The sequence below is a fragment of the Erwinia sorbitola genome (assembly GCF_009738185.1).
Classification (GTDB): domain Bacteria; phylum Pseudomonadota; class Gammaproteobacteria; order Enterobacterales; family Enterobacteriaceae; genus Erwinia; species Erwinia sorbitola.
On record NZ_CP046509.1, the window covers coordinates 1 to 20844 of the forward strand.

At 53.3% G+C, this 20844-nt stretch carries 17 protein-coding genes; 12 read left to right on the forward strand and 5 right to left on the reverse strand.

The features are described 5' to 3' along the window. Positions 1 to 315: 315 nt before the first annotated feature. The 4 genes from dnaA (at position 316) to gyrB (ending at position 6500) form a co-directional block, all read left to right on the forward strand. Positions 316 to 1707 (forward strand): chromosomal replication initiator protein DnaA, encoded by a 1392-nt coding sequence (dnaA, locus tag GN242_RS00005; RefSeq protein WP_156286689.1) that lies wholly within the window; start codon positions 316 to 318, stop codon positions 1705 to 1707. A gap of 2 nt (positions 1708 to 1709) precedes the next feature. Next, positions 1710 to 2810, forward strand: coding sequence for a DNA polymerase III subunit beta (dnaN, locus tag GN242_RS00010; protein ID WP_154753259.1), 1101 nt, complete (start codon positions 1710 to 1712; stop codon positions 2808 to 2810). A 178-nt stretch (positions 2811 to 2988) separates the two neighbouring features. Further along, the gene (gene recF, locus GN242_RS00015; RefSeq protein ID WP_154753260.1) at positions 2989 to 4074 is read left to right on the forward strand and encodes a DNA replication/repair protein RecF; all 1086 of its coding nucleotides are present in this window, start codon (positions 2989 to 2991) and stop codon (positions 4072 to 4074) included. 17 nt (positions 4075 to 4091) lie between these two features. Then, positions 4092 to 6500, forward strand: a complete 2409-nt coding sequence (gene gyrB / locus GN242_RS00020; protein WP_154753261.1) for a DNA topoisomerase (ATP-hydrolyzing) subunit B — start codon at positions 4092 to 4094, stop codon at positions 6498 to 6500. A 92-nt stretch (positions 6501 to 6592) separates the two neighbouring features. Here gyrB and GN242_RS00025 read toward each other — a convergent pair whose 3' ends face one another. Then, complete coding sequence (locus GN242_RS00025) at positions 6593 to 7804, reverse strand: CDP-glycerol glycerophosphotransferase family protein (protein ID WP_154753262.1); 1212 nt, start codon at positions 7802 to 7804, stop codon at positions 6593 to 6595. Between the two features lie 241 nt (positions 7805 to 8045). Between GN242_RS00025 and GN242_RS00030 the strand changes: the two genes are divergently transcribed. From GN242_RS00030 to GN242_RS00055, 6 genes are all read left to right on the forward strand, one after another. Further along, positions 8046 to 9254 (forward strand): PfkB family carbohydrate kinase, encoded by a 1209-nt coding sequence (locus GN242_RS00030; RefSeq protein ID WP_154753263.1) that lies wholly within the window; start codon positions 8046 to 8048, stop codon positions 9252 to 9254. Positions 9255 to 9298: 44 nt separating this feature from the next. Continuing rightward, complete coding sequence (locus GN242_RS00035) at positions 9299 to 10222, forward strand: dihydrodipicolinate synthase family protein (protein ID WP_154753264.1); 924 nt, start codon at positions 9299 to 9301, stop codon at positions 10220 to 10222. Between the two features lie 82 nt (positions 10223 to 10304). Continuing rightward, positions 10305 to 10796: a NanQ anomerase/TabA/YiaL family protein gene (locus GN242_RS00040; protein ID WP_154753265.1), complete on the forward strand. Its 492-nt coding sequence runs from the start codon at positions 10305 to 10307 to the stop codon at positions 10794 to 10796. Then, positions 10793 to 12094: an MFS transporter gene (locus GN242_RS00045; RefSeq protein ID WP_154753266.1), complete on the forward strand. Its 1302-nt coding sequence runs from the start codon at positions 10793 to 10795 to the stop codon at positions 12092 to 12094. Before GN242_RS00040 ends, GN242_RS00045 begins: the two co-directional genes overlap by 4 nt. A 92-nt stretch (positions 12095 to 12186) precedes the next feature. Further along, a complete protein-coding gene (gene yidA, locus GN242_RS00050) occupies positions 12187 to 12996 on the forward strand; it encodes a sugar-phosphatase (RefSeq protein ID WP_156286690.1) in 810 nt (269 codons plus the stop codon). Positions 12997 to 13080: 84 nt separating this feature from the next. Beyond that, the gene (locus GN242_RS00055) at positions 13081 to 14349 is read left to right on the forward strand and encodes a YidR family protein (RefSeq protein WP_156286691.1); all 1269 of its coding nucleotides are present in this window, start codon (positions 13081 to 13083) and stop codon (positions 14347 to 14349) included. Here the strand turns inward: GN242_RS00055 and GN242_RS00060 are convergent. Beyond that, entirely contained in the window at positions 14330 to 14704 is a 375-nt protein-coding gene (locus tag GN242_RS00060; protein ID WP_154753269.1) for a YceK/YidQ family lipoprotein, read from the reverse strand. The genes GN242_RS00055 and GN242_RS00060 overlap by 20 nt on opposite strands. Before the next feature lie 430 nt (positions 14705 to 15134). Here GN242_RS00060 and ibpA point away from each other — a divergent pair, with 430 nt between their 5' ends. Next, positions 15135 to 15557, forward strand: a complete 423-nt coding sequence (gene ibpA, locus GN242_RS00065) for a small heat shock chaperone IbpA (RefSeq protein ID WP_154753270.1) — start codon at positions 15135 to 15137, stop codon at positions 15555 to 15557. 62 nt (positions 15558 to 15619) lie between these two features. Here the strand turns inward: ibpA and GN242_RS00070 are convergent, their stop codons facing one another. Beyond that, positions 15620 to 16870, reverse strand: coding sequence for a valine--pyruvate transaminase (locus tag GN242_RS00070; protein ID WP_156286692.1), 1251 nt, complete (start codon positions 16868 to 16870; stop codon positions 15620 to 15622). A gap of 364 nt (positions 16871 to 17234) precedes the next feature. Between GN242_RS00070 and GN242_RS00075 the strand changes: the two genes are divergently transcribed. Further along, positions 17235 to 18443, forward strand: a complete 1209-nt coding sequence (locus GN242_RS00075; protein WP_156286693.1) for an aldose 1-epimerase family protein — start codon at positions 17235 to 17237, stop codon at positions 18441 to 18443. Positions 18444 to 18502: 59 nt separating this feature from the next. Here GN242_RS00075 and ghrB read toward each other — a convergent pair whose 3' ends face one another. Both ghrB and GN242_RS00085 read right to left on the reverse strand, forming a co-directional pair. After that, positions 18503 to 19468 carry a glyoxylate/hydroxypyruvate reductase GhrB gene (ghrB, locus tag GN242_RS00080; RefSeq protein WP_156286694.1) on the reverse strand — a complete coding sequence of 322 codons (966 nt, stop codon included), beginning with the start codon at positions 19466 to 19468 and terminating at the stop codon, positions 18503 to 18505. Between the two features lie 39 nt (positions 19469 to 19507). Further along, a complete protein-coding gene (locus GN242_RS00085) occupies positions 19508 to 20791 on the reverse strand; it encodes an MFS transporter (RefSeq protein ID WP_154753274.1) in 1284 nt (427 codons plus the stop codon). Positions 20792 to 20844 lie beyond the last annotated feature (53 nt).

Sequence of the window (20844 nt, forward strand, 5' to 3'; positions counted from 1 at the left end):
TCGACGAATGCAGACGATCCTGAATGCCTTTTGCTCAGGGTGGCGTAAACTTATCCCCGCTGTACATGCCTGTGGATAAATTGGATCATTACTGTGTAGAAAGTGAAGATCTCTGCTGCGCTTTACGCTATGATCCGCCCTTCCGCTAACGATCCTCCGGGTCGATCCTACCCCTAAAGCATTAGATTTGCCGGGGACGGGCGGAGTAACCGTGGATAGCGGTTCGCATGTGTCTCATCGGCATGCGTCAACAATGATGAAATTATCGCTTCAGCGCTTTTATTTCTTATCGAATTTTTTCGAGTGGAGTCCGCCGTGTCACTTACGCTTTGGCAACAGTGTCTTGCCCGCCTGCAGGATGAGCTACCTGCCACAGAATTCAGCATGTGGCTGCGCCCCTTGCAGGCCGAATTGAATGACAATACGCTGGCCTTGTATGCACCAAACCGTTTTGTACTCGATTGGGTTCGGGATAAATACCTGAATAATATCAATGCCCTGCTAAATGAATTCTGCGGGTCGAATGCGCCTTTACTGCGTTTTGAAGTGGGCAGCAAACCGGTTGCGCAGACCATCAGCCAGCCGGCGATGGCTACGGCACATGCCAGCTCGCCAGGTATTATCAGCCGCCCGGCGCCAATGCGCCCAAGCTGGGATAACATGCCGGCACCCGCAGAGCTGTCTTACCGCTCAAATGTGAACACCAAGCACAATTTCGACAACTTCGTTGAGGGTAAATCAAACCAGTTGGCACGTGCGGCGGCACGTCAGGTGGCTGATAACCCGGGCGGAGCCTATAACCCCTTATTCCTTTATGGCGGGACGGGTCTCGGTAAAACGCACCTGCTGCACGCGGTAGGTAACGGGATCATGGCGCGCAAGCCAAACGCGAAAGTGGTGTATATGCACTCCGAGCGCTTTGTGCAGGATATGGTAAAGGCGCTTCAGAACAACGCAATTGAAGAGTTTAAACGTTACTATCGCTCAGTTGACGCATTGTTAATCGATGATATTCAGTTCTTTGCCAATAAAGAGCGATCGCAGGAGGAGTTTTTCCACACCTTTAATGCGCTGCTGGAAGGTAATCAGCAGATCATTTTGACCTCGGATCGTTATCCGAAAGAGATCAACGGAGTGGAAGATCGTCTGAAATCACGCTTTGGCTGGGGCCTGACGGTGGCGATCGAGCCGCCTGAGCTGGAAACCCGCGTAGCGATCCTGATGAAAAAAGCAGATGAAAACGACATTCGCCTGCCGGGTGAAGTGGCGTTCTTTATTGCCAAACGTCTGCGCTCTAACGTGCGTGAGCTTGAAGGTGCGTTGAACCGTGTAATCGCCAACGCTAACTTTACCGGCCGTGCTATCACGATCGATTTTGTGCGCGAAGCATTACGCGACCTGCTGGCATTGCAGGAGAAGCTGGTAACCATCGATAATATTCAGAAGACCGTTGCTGAGTATTATAAAATTAAAGTTGCCGATCTGCTGTCGAAGCGACGCTCCCGATCGGTTGCCCGCCCGCGTCAAATGGCGATGGCGATGGCCAAGGAGCTGACCAACCACAGCCTGCCGGAAATCGGTGATGCTTTCGGGGGTCGTGACCACACTACAGTGCTACATGCCTGCCGCAAAATCGAGCAGTTGCGTGAAGAGAGTCATGACATTAAAGAAGATTTCTCAAATCTAATCAGAACATTATCTTCCTGACTATGAAATTTATTGTAGAACGTGAGCGTTTACTCAAGCCGTTACAGCAAGTTAGCAGCCCATTAGGCGGTCGTCCGACGCTGCCCATTCTCGGCAACCTGTTATTGCAGGTTAATGAAGGTACGCTGCTGCTGACAGGCACCGATCTGGAAATGGAAATGGTTGCCCGCGTTGCGCTGACGCAAGACCACGAGCCAGGTGCCACCACCGTACCCGCGCGAAAATTCTTTGATATCTGCCGTGGTCTGCCGGAAGGCGCTGAGATCACGGTGATTCTGGATGGCGAAAGAATGCTGGTGCGCTCAGGCCGCAGCCGTTTCTCGCTCTCCACGCTGCCTGCCAGCGACTTCCCGAATCTGGATGACTGGCAGAGCGAGGTTGAATTTACCCTGCCACAGGCGACAATGAAGCGTCTGATAGAGGCCACGCAGTTCTCAATGGCGCATCAGGACGTGCGTTATTATCTGAACGGTATGCTGTTTGAGACAGAAGGCGAAGAGCTGCGCACGGTGGCTACCGATGGTCACCGCCTGGCGGTTTGTTCAATGCCGGTGGGCCAGCAGTTGCCAAGCCATTCGGTGATCGTTCCGCGTAAAGGGGTCATTGAGCTGGTGCGTCTGCTGGACGGTGGTGATACGCCATTGCAGGTGCAGATAGGCAGTAACAATATCCGCGCACATGTGGGTGACTTTATTTTCACCTCAAAGCTGGTTGATGGTCGTTTCCCGGATTATCGCCGTGTATTGCCGAAGAATCCGGATAAAACCCTCGACGCAGGCTGTGATTTGCTGAAGCAGGCATTTGCCCGGGCAGCGATCCTCTCGAATGAGAAGTTCCGTGGAGTTCGCCTCTATATCAGTGAAAATCAGTTGAAAATCACTGCAAATAACCCGGAACAGGAAGAAGCGGAAGAGATACTCGATGTGACCTATGGTGGCACCGATCTTGAAATCGGCTTCAACGTAAGCTATGTACTGGATGTTCTGAACGCGCTGAAGTGCGAGAACGTGCGGCTGCTGCTCACCGATTCGGTTTCCAGCGTACAGATTGAAGATGCGGCAAGTCAAAGCGCTGCCTACGTCGTCATGCCGATGAGGCTTTGATATATCGGGCTAACTTGCTTGCCATTTTGCCCCCGGGCAGTGCTCGCCATCCTCTCGTAATTCAGTACGCTGCGGTGGCTGTGCACTGGCCGTTAGCAAACTGCCTGCGCCGTTGACGCCCTGGCTGGTAGCGAAAAGCAAAAATCCTCTGGTTCACTGTTCGCGGAATAACTTCTTTATGGCTTTAACCCGCCTGCTTATCAAAAACTTCCGTAATATCGAAAACGCGGATTTGGCACTTGCCCCCGGATTTAACTTTCTGGTTGGGCCGAACGGCAGCGGTAAAACCAGCGTGCTGGAAGCGATTTACACCCTCGGCCATGGCCGCGCCTTCCGCAGTTTGCAGGCGGGCAGAGTCATTCGTCACGAGCAGGATGCCTTTGTACTGCATGGGCGCATTGCCGGGGCGGAAAGAGAAGTGTCAGTGGGGCTGACGAAAAACCGCGTCGGTGACAGCCGGGTGCGGGTAGACGGCAGCGACGGCCATAAAGTGGCCGAACTGGCGCAGATGCTGCCAATGCAGCTGATCACGCCGGAAGGTTTTACCCTGCTGAACGGTGGGCCGAAATATCGGCGCGCCTATATAGACTGGGGCTGCTTTCACAATGAACCGGGTTTTTTCATCGCCTGGAGCAACCTTAAGCGCCTGTTGAAACAGCGTAATGCTGCTCTGCGTCAGGTCTCGCGCTATCAGCAGATCCGCGCCTGGGATCAGGAACTGGCACCGCTGGCCGAACAAATAAGCCAGTGGCGTGCGGCCTACAGCGAGGCGATAGCGGCGGATATTAATGCCACCTGCGCGCAGTTTTTGCCGGAGTTCCAGCTGAGTTTCTCTTATCAACGCGGCTGGGACAAAGAGAGTGATTATGCCGAACTGCTCGAACGTCAGTTTGAGCGCGATCGCGCATTAACCTATACCGCCAGCGGTCCTCACAAAGCGGATTTTCGAATTCGCGCAGAGGGAACGCCGGTGGAAGATTTGCTATCACGCGGCCAGTTAAAGCTGCTGATGTGCGCCCTGAGGCTGGCGCAGGGTGAGTTTCTCACCCGACAGAACGGGCGACGTTGCCTGTATCTGATAGATGATTTTGCCTCTGAGCTGGACGAAACGCGTCGCCACCTGCTGGCTGCGCGTTTAAAAGCCACTCAGGCCCAGGTTTTTGTCAGTGCCATAGCATTCGAGCATGTCTTCGATATGACTGATGAAAAGGGCAAGATGTTCACTGTAGAACAAGGTAAAATAGTGGTTCAACCTGAAGATTAAACGAGCGAGAAAAGTTGATGTCGAATTCTTATGACTCTTCCAGTATCAAAGTTCTCAAGGGGCTGGATGCGGTACGCAAGCGCCCGGGTATGTATATCGGCGATACGGATGACGGTACCGGTCTGCATCACATGGTATTTGAGGTCGTGGATAACGCCATTGACGAAGCACTCGCCGGTCACTGCTCCGATATTGTTGTCACTATTCATGCAGATAACTCTGTGTCAGTACAGGATGACGGACGCGGTATTCCAACCGGTATCCATGAAGAAGAAGGCATTTCTGCCGCTGAAGTAATCATGACCGTGCTGCATGCGGGCGGTAAATTCGACGATAACTCGTATAAAGTTTCCGGCGGCCTGCACGGCGTTGGTGTTTCCGTGGTTAACGCCCTGTCGGAAAAGCTGGAACTGACTATTCGTCGTGATGGTAAAGTACATCAGCAGATCTACGTTCACGGCGTGCCTCAGGCCCCGCTGGCGGTTAGCGGTGAAACCGAGCTGACCGGTACACGCGTGCGTTTCTGGCCAAGCCATCAGACCTTTACCAATGTCAGAGAGTTTGAGTACGAAATTCTGGCAAAGCGCCTGCGTGAGCTGTCATTCCTGAACTCTGGTGTTTCCATCAGACTGGAAGATAAGCGCGATGGTAAAAGCGACCACTACCACTATGAAGGTGGTATCAAAGCGTTTGTTGAGTATCTGAATAAGAACAAAACCCCGATCCACCCGAATGTGTTCTATTTCTCCACTGAGAAAGACGGCATTGGTGTGGAAGTGGCGCTTCAGTGGAACGATGGTTTCCAGGAAAACATCTACTGCTTTACCAACAACATTCCTCAGCGTGATGGTGGTACTCACCTCGTCGGTTTCCGTACCGCGATGACCCGTACCCTGAATGCTTATATGGACAAAGAAGGCTACAGCAAAAAAGCCAAAGTCAGCGCCACCGGTGACGATGCGCGCGAAGGCCTGATTGCTGTTGTCTCAGTGAAAGTTCCGGATCCGAAGTTCTCCTCACAGACCAAAGACAAACTGGTCTCTTCTGAGGTGAAAACGGCGGTTGAGCAGCAGATGAACGAACGACTGGCTGAGTATCTGCTGGAACATCCGGGCGATGCCAAAATCGTTGTGGGTAAGATCATTGATGCAGCCCGTGCCCGTGAAGCGGCGCGTCGCGCACGTGAAATGACCCGTCGTAAAGGTGCGCTGGATCTGGCTGGCCTGCCAGGTAAACTGGCTGACTGTCAGGAACGCGACCCGGCACTCTCTGAAATCTACCTGGTGGAAGGGGACTCTGCGGGCGGCTCTGCCAAGCAGGGGCGTAACCGTAAAAACCAGGCAATCCTGCCGCTGAAAGGTAAAATCCTTAACGTGGAGAAAGCGCGCTTCGACAAGATGCTTGCTTCGCAGGAAGTGGCAACGCTTATCACCGCGCTGGGCTGCGGCATTGGCCGTGACGAATACAACCCGGACAAACTGCGTTATCACAGCATCATCATCATGACCGATGCGGACGTCGATGGTTCGCATATCCGTACGCTGCTGCTGACCTTCTTCTATCGTCAGATGCCAGAAATCATCGAACGCGGCCATGTGTATATCGCACAGCCGCCGCTGTATAAGGTGAAAAAAGGTAAGCAGGAGCAGTACATCAAAGATGATGACGCAATGGATCAGTACCAGATCTCCATCGCACTTGATGGTGCGACGCTGCACGCTAACGCCAGCGCTCCGGCACTGGGCGGTAAGCCGCTGGAAGACCTGGTATCAGAGTTCAACAGCACGCGTAAGATGATCAAACGTATGGAGCGCCGTTATCCGGTCGCCCTGCTGAATGCGCTGATCTACCATCCGACGCTGACTGAACTGGCCGCTGAAGCGCCGGTGCAGGAGTGGATGGACGGGCTGGTGAAATATCTTAACGACAACGACCAGCACGGCAGCAGCTACAGCGGTCTGGTACGTGAAAACCGCGAACTGCACATTTTTGAGCCAGTGCTGCGCATCCGTACTCACGGTGTGGATACCGATTACGCGCTGGATACTGATTTTATGCTCGGCGGCGAATACCGTAAAATCTGTGGCCTGGGTGAAAGCCTGCGTGGTCTGATCGAAGAAGATGCGTTTATCGAACGTGGCGAACGTCGCCAGCCGATTGACAGCTTCGAGCAGGCAATGGAGTGGCTGGTGAAAGAGTCACGCCGTGGTCTGACGGTTCAGCGCTATAAAGGACTGGGCGAAATGAACCCGGATCAGCTGTGGGAAACCACCATGGATCCGGACAGTCGTCGTATGCTGCGCGTTACCATTCGTGATGCAGTCGCTGCTGACCAGCTGTTCACTACCCTGATGGGCGATGCGGTGGAACCACGCCGTGCCTTTATCGAAGAGAACGCCCTGCGCGCGGCGAACATCGATATTTAATCGTCAGTGACGGTATCATCAGAGAAAGCAGACCTTCGGGTCTGCTTTTTTTTCGTCCGCGATCCTTAATAACCCCCCTTATGCTTAGTGCATCAATACTGTTCAACCGTAAACTGCTGGCTGGCATCAACTGCCGTTTTTACTTCACTCTGCAAGAATCGTATCAGCGATGAACTGGATTGCAGCACCTCGGTTTCATACAGCGCGGCGGCCATCTTTTGGCGATCAGCCTGTTTAACATCGTTTTCCAGAGCCTGTTTAAACACCTGTTCAATATTTTTTTTGTTAAACTGGTAGGCGAAGTCAATGTCTGGTACCAGACTGAAATCCGGCTCATACCTTCTATGTTCGCCGCTATTGATCTCTAGCCGAAGAATAGGTTTTTCGGTTAAAAGGAAATCGAACAGAATAGATGAGTAATCTGTGATCAATAAATCAAATTTATTTAAATGAGGGTAGATATCTAATGAAGCATTGAGGAATGTTATATTTCCTGGGAGTTTTCTTGTCTTGTCATCATTAATAATCATTGGGTGTGATTTAATAAATAGTTCCGCATTGTTTTTTTTACACAATATAGCCACCTTCTTCAGAAAATCGGGATCTGAAGTAATCAAATTCGACTCTTCACGCTGCCAGGTCGGGGCGAAAAAAACCTTTTTCAGCGTGCTGTTTTCCAGTGTTTTCAACACCGAAGGTGGCAGCTCACTGCCTATTAACTCATGCTCAGTGGCTGGCCTTTTGATCACTTCATTGCGTGGGTAGCCCGCTCTGACAATGCGTTTACAGCCAAAAAAGGCGTTAAAGTGGCGATCAAGGTGTGATGAAGTACTTAATATGCAGTCTGCTTGTGATGCAAAGTCAACTGACCTGCGGAAGTCATAATCCATTAAATTCAGATGTGGCGTTAAAGTTAATAAGAGATGTTTAACTGAAACGCCATGCCATAGCTGAAAGTGTTTCGCTCCCTGAAGGGCTGAAAATATCTCTTCACTACCATATAAACTCTGTGATGGATTAACAGAAAACAGTGCCACAGCGGCAGATAAAAATAAATTGATTGTTTCCTGGAATGTATCATTACTAATGAGGTGGCAGGGGAGGTTTTTTTCTTTTAACGTTGCTATTAAAGTTTCCTCACAGCTACACCATATGCATTGAAAGTCAGATTGTTCTTCCAGAGCCTTCAGATATAAGTATTTCGTGTTGTCACTAAAAGTCTCTCGCCCAAAAAAAAGCACGATTTTCTTTTTAACGGTCTTTTTAGAGATGTTGCTTATGCGAAGATAAAATTCATGGTTCATAACTATCCCGGGATTTAAACGTTAAGGTTAACCAGGAAAAGCGACCCAAAGAGGTAGAAAATTAAGCCTGCTGAAGTTTTTTTTGCATAGTCTGCCGTCTGTCTCACCTGTAATTGGCGCTGTCTGTGGATAACCTTTTGGTTTCTCTTCCGTTTGCTTCCGTTTTTACCCGTGCGCTATGACCGCTATCACTTTTAAACTATCCGTGCTCCCTTAGGCTACTCCTTAGCAAGAGGTCACTATGTATCTGGAACAACGGCGTAACAGCATTCTTGATTATCTCGACCAGCATGACAGCCTGAGCGTTGCCTGGCTTGCCACCGCGTTTAGCGTCTCTAAAGAGACTATCCGGAGCGATCTGGCGGCACTGGCAACGCAGGGGATGATCCAGCGCTGTCATGGTGGAGCGATGGTAATACGTCGCAACCTGCAGGCAAAACTGATTTCGGAAACCGGCGGCAACTTTGAGGTGCTGTTGCAGCGGCTGGAGGGCCAGCGTCAGCGGTCGGCACCGCGTGATAGCACCCGGACTAAGGGCCGGGTATGTATTCTCGGTTCATTTAACGTCGATATCGTGGCGAAAGTGGCGCGCTTTCCGAAAGGAGGGGAGTCGCTGCTGGCACTGGGGAGCACCCTGGGGCCGGGAGGAAAAGGGGCAAACCAGGCAATGGCAGCCAGCCGCGCCGGGGCGCGCGTGCACTTTGTCTCTAAAGTGGGCACCGATCAGTTCAGCCAGTTCGCTTTCGACCATCTGTCGGCGTCTGATATTCACTCTTTCAGGCTGTATCAAAGTGAAGTGGAGCCAACGGGTAACGCGATTATCTATGTGTCGCAGCAGGATGGCGAAAACATGATCGCTATCTATTCCGGCGCGAACAAAACCCTGACGGATGGGGAAGTGGCGGAGATGACCCACGAACTGGCCGCATCTGATGTGCTGCTGGTGCAGCTGGAAAACAATTTTTCCGCAACGCTGAATGCCATGAAACTGGCCACCACCCTCGGCGTGCGCGTGATTATGAATCCGGCACCCTTCTCAGCAGATGCGCTGGCGTGCCTGCAATATGTGGATGTACTTACGCCAAATGAAACCGAGGCCTCGCTGCTCTCAGGGGTGGAGGTTAATGACCTCGACAGTGCGAAAGAAGCGGCCCTGGCGATAGTGCGGCAGGGCGCAAAGCGGGTAATTATCACCATGAGTTCACGCGGCGCGCTGATCCTTGAGAACGGGCAGTTTCAGCATATTGCCGCGTTTCCGGCACTCAGCGTAGATACCACCGGTGCCGGCGATGCCTTTAACGGTGCTTTCGCTGCGGCCCTGGCGAACGGACAAACTATTGCGCAGGCGGCCACCTATGCCGCGGCGTTTGCTTCACTGGCGGTAGAACGCGAAGGGGCATCAAATATGCCCGATCACCCTCAGGTGGTTGCGCGACTGGCGCAGCGCTAAAGCCGACTGACTTTTATGCAGCATTGCTGCTTCAGGAGATCCAAATGAAGAAGATTGAAGGCATTGTTCCGGTCATGCTAACGCCGTTTACCCCTGACAACCAGATTGACTACCCGGGCCTTGAGCGGCTGATTAACTGGTATCTGACGCAGGGCGTGGATGCACTGTTTGCCGTTTGCCAGTCAAGTGAGATGCAGTTCCTGACTCTGAGCGAGCGCGTGGATCTGGCGAAGTTTGTGGTGGAAAAAGTGCAGGGGCGTGTGCCGGTTATCGCTTCCGGTCATATCAGCGATGCGCTGGATGCGCAGATTGAAGAACTGAGCGCAATGGCGTATACCGGCATCGATGCCCTGGTGCTGGTGACCAACCATCTGGATCCGAAAAATGAGGGCAGCGAGGTCTTCTTCTCCACGCTGAATGCGTTGCTGGAGGCGCTGCCGGTCAGTATGCCGCTGGGTCTGTATGAGTGCCCTGCGCCATATCGTCGTCTGCTGACCGATGAAGAGTTCAGCTTCTGTGCCAACAGCGGGCGCTTTGTGGTGCTGAAGGACGTGAGCTGCGACCTGCCAACCGTGCAGCGCCGCGTGAAACTGGCCGAAGGCACGCCGTTCAATATTATTAATGCCAACGCCGCCATTGCCTGGCCAGCCATTCAGTCCGGCTCAAAAGGGTTCAGCGGGGTATTTACCAACTTCCATCCTGAGCTGTATCACTGGCTCTACCATCACGGCGCAGAGCAGCCTGAGAAAGCCCAGGAGCTGTCGCTGTTCCTGTCGCTGTCTGCGGTAACCGAAACCCTCGGCTACCCGAAAAACGCCAAAGTTTATCACCAGCAGCTCGGAACCTTCAGCAGCGAGTTCTGCCGCGTCAACAAAGATAATGTGCTGGAAAAATTCTGGGGCCTTAGCGTACTGCTGGATCAAATCCGGCAGGGTACTGCGCTGTGGCAAAAGAAAATCGCGGGCTAACCTTCGCGCCGGGCAGCGCTACCAGGGCTGCCCGCTGTACCTCACAACCCGCTAATTAAATAACAATACGGGAATTACCATTATGATTTTTTGCGATCGCAACGACTGGGCGAGGGAGAGTCATACCCTGCATCCGGTGATTAACCAGGCTGTGGAATGGATTATCAAAACGGATTTTTCAACGCTTGAACCCGGTAAGTTCGAGATTCTGCCCGATAACAAAATGTTCTGCCTCTATCAGACAATGGAAACCGTTCCGGCCAGCGAGATGCGCGCCGAATCGCATTTTCAGTATGCTGATATTCAGTATCTGCTCTCCGGTGAAGAGACCATCGGCGTGGCGCGTGCGCATCCCGATCATGTAGTGGTCGACGATCGCGCAGCGCAGCACGATATTGTTTTCTATCAGCACACCCATAATGAATCGATGATTGCGCTGGAAGCTGACACTTTTGTGGTGCTGTTTCCCCATGATGTTCATCGCCCCTGTTGCCAGACCCACGGTGTTTCCCGCATCCGCAAAGCGGTTATAAAAATCCACCTGAGCCTGTTTACTGACGAGAAATCATCATGAAAGACACCTCTGTTACTGCCACCGGCGCACAGCCGCTGACCGCTAACCCGCCGCAGATCTCGCGCCTGCGCTGGGGCATTATTCTGATCCTGCTGCTGGCTGCGGTGGTGAACTACCTTGACCGCGCCAACCTCAGTATCGCCAATACCACCATCGCCGCTGAATTCGGTTTCTCGCAGACGGAGATGGGGCTGCTGCTCTCCGCCTTCCTCTGGCCCTATGCGCTGGCAAATCTGCCTGCGGGCTGGCTGGTGGATAAATTCGGCCCCAAACGGATGTTCTCCTGGGCGCTGGGGCTGTGGTCGGGCTTCACCTTCCTTGCTGCCTTTGTAAACAGCTACTCGGTGTTTTATGGCCTGCGCATGCTGCTGGGGATCTCCGAATCGCCGTTCTTTACCTCGGGCATTAAGATCACCCATCGCTGGTTTGGCGATAAAGAGCGCGGCCTGCCGACGTCGATCATCAATACCGGCTCGCAGATTGCTAACGCCGTAGCACCGCCAATCCTGACCGTGCTGCTGCTGAGTTTCGGCTGGCGCGGCATGTTTATGGCAATTGGGCTGATGGGCCTGCCGCTGATGCTGGCATGGTGGAAATTCTACCGCGACCCGGACGCTCGCGAAGATGCGCTGATTCATGCCGGTCACCGTAGCGTGACCGCTGCGGGGGAAAAACAGGTAAAAACCAGCTGGGGCGCCCTGTTTAAGCATCGCACTACCTGGTTTATGGTGATCGGCAACTTCTCAATAATGTTCACCATTTGGGTCTATCTTACCTGGCTGCCAAGCTATCTGGAGAAATCACTCGGTTTCAGCCTGAAGCAGACCGGCTGGATCGCCTCGATTCCTTTCTTTGCCGGGATTCTCGGCGTGCTGGTGGGGGGAATGCTCTCCGACAAACTGGTACGCAGCGGGATGAAAGCAATTCATGCACGTAAGATACCGATTGTTGCCGGTGCAGCGCTGGCAGCCTGCTTTGTGGCGCCAATTCCCTTCGTGGACAGCACGCCGCTGGCAATTACTCTGCTTTCGCTGGGCTATTTCTGTTCACAGATGCCGCAGGGCGCTATCTGGACGCTGGCAACCGATATTGCACCGAAAGATCAGGTTGCTTCGCTGGGGGCGATTCAGAACTTCGGCGGCTTCCTCGGTGCGGCAATGGCACCGATTGTCACCGGGGTGATTCTGGATATGACCGGTAAATTTACCAATGTGTTCCTGCTGGGGGCCGGGTTACTGATGCTGGGTGCTATCAGCTACGGCTTCTTTGTGAATAAACCGCTGGCGACGCGTCACTGATAAGCGCGGTACCGTTCATTCGGTTATCAGGCTGGTCTTCGTGAACTGAATCGCGCTAGCATGGTAACAAACTGTTAGCTAACGAGGGTGGTATGGCGATTAAACTGATTGCGATTGATATGGACGGCACGCTGCTGAACCCGCAGCACGAGATTACGCCGCGAGTTAAACAGGCCATTCAGGCGGCACGCGACAAAGGCGTGGCGGTGGTGCTGGCAACAGGCCGGCCTTTTATCGGTATCCAGCGCTACCTGGAAGAGCTGGGTCTGCGACAGGAAGGCCAGTATTGCATCAGCAATAATGGTGCGCTGGTACAAAAAGCCGATACCGGTGAGTGCGTGGCGGAAGTGGCGGTCAGCTTTGACGACTATCTTTATTACGAGCAGATGGCGCGCGATCTCGGGGTACATTTTCAGGCGCTGACGCAGACTCATCTGTATACCGCCAATAAAGATATCAGCCGCTACACCATTCATGAAGCCAGTCTGACCGGCATCCCGCTGCGTTATCGCCCGGTGGAAGAGATGGATGCGTCCATGACCTTCCCGAAGATAATGATGATTGATGAGCCGGAACTGCTGGATGCTGCGATTGCCCGGATCCCTGAGGAGGCGCGTTCGCGCAATACCCTGCTGAAAAGCTCGCCTTATTTCCTGGAGATTTTGAATAAACAGGTGAATAAAGGGGCCGGGGTAAAAGCGCTGACCGATCTGCTTGGTTTGCAGCCAGAGGAGGTCATGGCGCTGGGCGACCAGGAAAATGACCTCGCGATGCTGGAATTTGCCGGTACCGGCGTGGCAATGGGCAACGGTATCGACTCCGTGAAAGCCATTGCGCAGTTTGTCACTAAATCCAACCGTGAAGATGGCGTTGCTGTCGCCATTGAGAAATTTGTCCTGTAATTTTCCCCTGCCCGACAGACGGCGGATACCCTAAATCCGCCGAATGCATTACCCTGAACAAAACCGTGTTAAGGGCTTCCTGCCATGAAAGAAAAACAGCTTACCTTTGCTCCGCGTCATCATCAGCTGACCAATATTAACGTCTGGACAGCTGACAGCCAGTGGCTGGTTTACGATGTGCGCCCGAGCGGTGCCTCCTTTACCGGCCTGACTATCGAGCGGGTGAATGCCCGGACTGGAGTGACGGAAGTGCTGTATCAGGCGCGCGACGGTGCTCATGTGGGCGTGGTTACGGCCAGTCCCGACCTGCCTGCACGCTATGTCTGCATCCATGGGCCTGAACACCCGGACGCCCGGTGGAAATATGATTTTCACCACCGTCGCGGTGTGATTATTCAGCAGGGTGTGGCGGAAAATCTTGATGCCTGTGATATCACCCCGCCGTTTACTGCGGGTGCCTTACGCGGCGGTTCTCATGTGCATGTGTTCAGCCCGGACGGCTCGCGTCTGAGTTTTACCTACAACGACCATGTGATACACGAGTGGGATGCGACGCAGGATCTGCGTAACGTAGGGGTGGCGGTGCCGCTGCATGCGGTCTGCCCGCCAAAAGATCATCCGCGCGAATATGACGGCAGCCATTACTGTGTGCTGGTCAGCCGAACCACCGCGCAGCCGCAGCCGGGCAGCGATGAGATCAATCGTGCTTATGAAGAGGGCTGGATTGGCAATCAGGGCTATCTGCGCAGTGACGGCAGCCGCCAGCGCTGGGCACTGGCTTTTATTGGCGATACGCGGTCACCCGGCGGCGAAAAAGTCCCGGAGGTGTTTATTGTTGATCTGCCGGAAAATAACGCTGCGTTCGCCATTGCGGGTGATGAGCCGCTGGAAGGGACACCAACGCGTCTGCCCGCTCCCCCGAAGGGCGTACAGCAGCGTCGTCTGACCTTTACCAGTCATCGCCGCTTCCCGGGTCTGGCTAGCCAGCCACGCCACTGGCTGCGCAGCTCACCGGACGGTAGCGCTATAGCGTTTCTGATGCAGGATGATACAGGAGTGGTGCAGCTGTGGACGGTATCCCCGCTGGGCGGTGAGCCACGCCAGATAACCCATAGTGAGCATGATATTCAGTCGGCTTTTAGCTGGCATCCTGACGGGCACCAGTTAGCATTTGTCTGTGATAACAGCATCACCCTGTGCGATGTCGCCAGCGGAGCACTGCGGCGCATCACCGCACGCAGTGAGGTTGCGCCGGTAGCCGATGCGGTGGTGTTCTCCCCCGACGGACGCTCGGTGGCCTATCTGCGCGACGGCAGCGACTATCGCCAGATATTTACGGCGCAGGTGAATTAGCGGCGTAAGGTGCCATGGTCTGCGACATCACTTCGTCGGTATGATTCGCCTGCTCGCTGCGGCGAACACGTTCACGCGGTGAGTCGCTGTCGTTATCATTATTGCCCGCACGGAAATAATCCAGCGGCAGTAACAGGGTATCCAGCACGGCTGAGAAAGGCAGATCGATAGCGGCCAGCGGCTTCATCACCCAGCCGCTATCTTTTTCGGTCAGCACTCTGGCGCTGGCACGTGTTCCGGGATAATAGCCGTCGCTGGGGCCGCTGTGCATCATTACGCTTGAGCAACCGCTGCTACTGACCAGCGAAATACAGGCAACCATTCCGGCAATATGACACTTCTTCAATGCTTTCATCTCTATCATCCCTTCAGTCATGGCAAGCCTGGCTGAGATTCTTTACCGGCGTGTAGATTAACTCTGGCCACTCTGCGGCGGCTGACACGATGACCCGGTGAACTCATCCCTGAGTGTATGACATCCGCTGCATTCAGGTTAAAAAAATCGCAATTTTGACCCTTGAAAGTATTGGATTCATCACCATTTTATTTTTAAGGACAGCAAAACCTGTGCCGACAGGGCAGTGTTTTCTGATCCGGCGACCCGTCCATTGTGGAGGGCCGATAACACTAACAGTTACCCAAACTATTTTGGGTGGTAGACAGGCAATCAGGCTGCAAGCCCCGGGAAACATAGATAATTATGTGACCGGAGGCGAGTGAAACCAATGCCGCTACCACTTGAAACAGGACGGGTAGAAAACTCGCTGATTATCAGGAGCTATAATATGCGTAACTTTGATCTTGCCCCACTTTATCGTTCATCCATTGGCTTTGACCGTCTGATCGACCTGCTGGAATCCAGCCAGAGCCAGGGCAATAACAATGGCGGCTACCCACCGTACAACGTCGAGCTGGTGGGCGAAAACAACTACCGAATTACAATTGCTGTTGCTGGTTTTGCTGAGAATGAACTGGAGATTACTTCCCATGATAATCTTCTCAGCGTACGTGGATCGCATCCGGACGACCAGCAGGAGCGTACTTACCTCTATCAGGGCATTGCTGAACGCAACTTTGAGCGCAAATTCCAGCTGGCAGAGCACGTACATGTGCGCCACGCAAAACTGGAAAACGGCCTGCTGTATATCGACCTGGAGCGTGTAGTACCAGAGTCGCATAAACCTCGCCGTATCGAAATCCTGAAGTAACAGGGTGTTGCTACCGGGTCGCCTGCGGGCGGCCCGTGTTTTATCTGTTTCTCTTCAGCACGTTACCCTTCGCGGTGCGCCCGCTCAACCTCTTCTGCCAGAATCGTAATTCCCTGCTCTATTTTATCGCTCTCCGGCACATAGTTCATGCGCATGCACTGATGCGTATGCGGCCATGCCTGTTCCAGCCCCGGGAAGAAGAAGTGCCCTGGCACCATCAGTACGCCGCGTTTTTTCAGACGCTGGTAAAGCACTTCGGTGGTAATCGGCAGATCTTTAAACCATAGCCAGAGGAAAATAGCCCCTTCGGGTTTATGGATCAGGCAGCGTTCGGGTGACAAATGGCGACGAATAACCGCGATTGTCTCGGTAACGCGCTGCTGGTAGAACGGTTTAATCACCTCTTCTGACAGACGCAGCAGGTCACCGCGCTGGATCATCTCATTGGCGATTGCCGGCCCTACGCTACCGGGGGCCAGACTGATAATGCCGTTCATATTGCTGACGGCAGTAATGACCTTTTCATCCGCAATAATAATGCCGCAGCGCACCCCTGGCAGGCCGAGTTTCGACAGGCTCATACACAGAATAATATTCGGGTTCCACAGCGGACGCGCTTCGCTGAATATAATCCCCGGGAACGGTACACCGTAGGCATTATCGATCAGCAGCGGAATGTCATGCTGCTGTGCCAGCGCATCCAGCTTGAGTAATTCTTCATCGGTGATCACGTTACCGGTAGGATTGGTCGGGCGCGACACGCAGATCAGGCCTGTATCTTCTCCGATATGCAGGTGTTCAAAGTCAACATGATATTTGAACTGCCCTTCCGGCAGCATTTCGATATTTGGCCGCGTAGATACAAACAGGTCTTCATCCAGACCGGCATCGGCATAGCCGAGATACTCAGGAGCCAGCGGGAAGAGGACACGTTTTTTGCTGCCGTCTGTCCGATAGCCAGCGTAAAGGTTAAACAGATAGAAGAAGGCGCTTTGACTGCCGTTGGTCAGCGCGATATTTTCCGGTGCGATCTCCCAGCCCAGCTGTTCGCGCAGCAGAGCGGACAGCGAATCCAGCAGAGAGGTTTTGCCACGCGGGCCATCATAGTTGCACAAAGCCTCTGCCAGCTTGCCTTCATCCAGCATCTGTTGCAGCAGCTGATGGAAATAGTCGTTCATCTCCGGGATCTGGGCGGGGTTACCTCCACCCAGCATCACGGCGCCAGGGGTACGCAAACCTTCACCCATATCCTCCATCAGACGTGCGATACCTGAATGGCGTGTAAATTTGTCACCGAATGCCGAAAAGCTCATACCCTGTTAATCACTTGTTATTTACCACGGAAGACCACCTTAACGCCTGCACCCGTGGCATTGCAATATTCAGCGGATGGGATCGCATTTGTTCATGGTGGCCTCTCTCTTTTTTTTCCTGTGCTGCAAGCGCGGTAGCATCAAAGCTGAATCGTTTTAATTTCCGCTGGCAGATTACTGACGACTATCACGATAAATAATAATTCTTAGCCATATAACGCAAAATTTAGTGACCTGCTGCACGTTTAAATAAGTAAAAGCGCTGAAAAAAGCAGTCGGTGATGGCTGTCACGTTTTTATTGCGCGCTGGTTTGTAGTCTTAGCTCCCACAAAGCTTAATCAATTCAGCTAAAGGACGATAACCATGAAAAAAACACTTCTGGCAGGGGTAGTAATGGCGCTGATCAGCGGCCAGGCAGCAGCACAAACCTGGCTGCTGACGGATGCTGAAAGCAGTACGGAAAAGGGAAACTGGCAAATGAACAGCCAGCAGCTGAAGCTGGGGGGAGAAAGCTTCAGCATTGAGCAAAAAGTCCTGCACGGCGGCAAGCAGGAAGGTTCCAAAGTCCTGACAATCACCAGTAAAAATGGTCTCACCATCAGCCTTAGTCCGACCCGCGGCATGGATCTGTTAAAAGTCACCGGCCATGGCGTGCGCCTCGGCTGGGATTCTCCGGTACAGGAGGTGGTTAACCCGGCTTATATGAACCTTGAAAGCCGTAACGGCCTGGGCTGGCTGGATGGTTTTAATGAGATGATGGTGCGCTGCGGCTTTGAGTGGACCGGACACCCGGTAACTAAAGACGGCATGATCTATACGCTGCACGGTAAAGCGGGCAATACACCGGCATCAAAAGTCGAAGTGATCGTTGATGATAAAGCTCCCCACGAGATCCGTATCCGTGGGCTGCTGAAAGAGACCACCTTCAAAAAAGCGAAACTCGAAACCTGGACGGAGCTGCGCTATGTACCCGGTTCAGATGCTTTTACCGTGCATGATGTGCTGACCAACCAGGCGGACTACCCGCACGACTACCAGATTATTTATCACAGCAACTTTGGCACACCGATCCTCGAAAAAGACGCACGTTTTATCGCGCCGTTGAAATCCGTATCACCATTTAATGATTACGCGAAAAAAGGGTTGGATGGCTGGAATGTCTACGGTGCACCGACCAAAGATTTTGATGAGATGGTGTTTAACCTGACGCCGAAAGCAGACAGTAATGGCAAAACGGTAGCTGCGGTAATTAACAGCAAAGGAGATAAAGGGGCGTCGATTGAGTTTGATACTCACCAGCTTCCGCTGCTGACCATGTGGAAAAATACCGACACCCTGAAACAGGGCTACGTTACCGGGATTGAGCCAGGTACGAACTATGCTTATCCGGTCACTATCGAGAAAGAGCAGGGGCGTGTTAAACAGCTGCAACCGGGCCAGAGCACTGAATTTACCCTGACCTATACGCTGCTGAAAGATGCCAGCGCAGTGCAGAAAGTGGAACAGCGTGTGAAACAGATTCAGGGTGATGAAACCGTCGCCATCGACGAAACCCCTATCGCGAAAGAGTAACCTCAGGCAGATCCGGCGTGCCTGGCCCCTCACATTTTGCTGGGGCCAGGCAGGGCTTTCTAACGCGGATTAACGCAGTTTTTCTCTACTTTTCCGCTTAACGCGGCAATCAGATTCTCCACCGCATCCTGCGCCATACCGTAGCGCGTCTCATGAGTGGCCGAGCCGATATGCGGCAGCGCCACCACATTACGCAGCTGTAATAGCTCCGAGCTTACCGGCAGGGGTTCCTGCTCAAACACATCCAGACCAGCGGCATGAATAGTTCCGTCTTTCAACGCGGCAATCAGTGCCTGCTCATCAATAACCGGGCCACGTCCGGCATTAATCAGCACCGCGCTTTTCTTCATCTTCGCCAGCTGTTCGCGACCGATCAGATGATGAGTCTGCTCCGTCAGCGGCAGGCTGATGCAGAGGAAATCGGACTCAGCCAGCAGCGTATCGAGATCGCAATACTGCGCATCGAAACGCTGTTCAGCTTCCGCATGCTGTTTACGGGCGTTGTAAAGGATGGGCATACCGAAGCCGAGATGAGCACGCTGCGCCAGCGCCAGGCCGATGCGCCCCATGCCGAGGATACCCAGCTTCTTATGGTGAACATCTATGCCGAACCAGTCGGGGCCGATGCTTTTTTGCCACTCGCCAGCTTTAACGCGTTCCGCCATCTCAACCACCCGGCGTGCCGAGCTGAGTACCAGAGCCATCATGGTATCCGCCACGGTTTCTGTCAGTACCGTTGGCGTATGCATCAGCAGAACGCCACGGTCATTCAGCGCGGCCACGTCAAAGTTGTCGTAACCAACGGAAACTGTCGAGGCGACGCGCAGCTTTGGCATATGCTGCAAAAATGCAGCATCCACTTTGCCACCTGAACCCAGAATACCTTCGGCCTCGCTGAATGCAGCGGCGTGAGCTGAGATAGTCTCCGGGCTTAAGTCGTTCACTTCAGTAACACGACAATGTTCGTCCAGCCGTGCGCGCAGATCCTCAGGTAACGATTTATACAGCACTACATTCGGTTTCATTCGATTCTCTCTGTCTGTTCTGTTCAGGTCGTCGATGGATTAAGCGTGTTTCGCGCCATCGGGCAGCGGCGTCTGTTTATTCTGGGCCGGTTTCACAATCAGCGTCAGCCAGACGGCAACCAGTAATGCGCTGCCCATAAAGATATAAGAGGCTGACGGGTTGCCGGTGGCACCGTTGAGGTAGCCCACCACCCAGGAACCGAGGAAGGAACCCAGCGCACCCATCGCATTGATCAGCGCCATGGCCCCGCCGGAAACGTTGCGCGGCAGCATTTCCGGGATAATGGCAAAGAATGGCCCGTAAGGGGCATACATCGCAGCCCCGGCGATCACCAGCAGGGCATAGGAGAGCCAGAAATTACCCGGCCCTACCAAATATGAGCCTAAAAAGGCCAGCGCACCAATCAGCAGTAACGGCCAGACAAACAATTTACGGTTTTGTAACTTATCCGATGCCCAGGAGACCACAATCATGGCGATAGTTGCCGCCAGGTATGGCACCGCCGACAGCCAGCCCGCCTCCACCATTCCCATCTGCGTACCGTTACGCAGAATGGACGGCAGCCACAGTACAAAACCGTAAACGCCAATGCTCCAGGCAAAATACTGGGCACAGAGGATAATGACATTGCGTGATTTAAACGCTTCAGCATAGTTACGAACCGCTTTCAGGTTCTCCTGCTCTTTTTGTAACTGCGCCTGAAGTGCGGCTTTTTCGGCATCACTCAGCCATTTGGCCTGCGCCGGTTTATCCTGCACCAGGAACCACCAGGCCACAGCCCAGATCACCGCCGGGAAACCTTCGATGATAAACATTTCACGCCAGCCGAAAGCGTTAATCAGATAGCCGGAAACTACGGACATCCACAGCACGGTAACCGGATTACCGAGGATCAGAAAAGTATTGGCGCGCGAGCGTTCTGATTTGGTAAACCAGTTGCTGATGTAGATCAGCATCGCGGGCATTACAGCCGCTTCCACCACGCCCAGCATAAAGCGGATCGCCGCCAGCATCGGGATATTACTCACCAGCCCGGTCAGCGTGGCACAGACGCCCCATAAAATCAGGCACCAGAACACCAGTTTTTTAACGCTGCGTCGTTCAGCATAAATCGCTCCCGGGATCTGGAAGAAGAAGTAGCCGAGAAAGAACAGCGCACCCAGCAGCGAAGAGACGCCTTTGGTAATGCCCAGGTCTTCATTGATGCCCGCCGCAGAGGCAAAGCTAAAGTTTGCACGATCCAGGTACGCCAGGCTGTAGGTGATAAACACGATGGGCATGATATACCACCAGCGTTTCGGCGCGATTGTCTGATTTTTCATGAGTCTTCCTCGGTGGCCGCATTCTGTAGTAGGGGTCGATGCGGTTTGTTTTT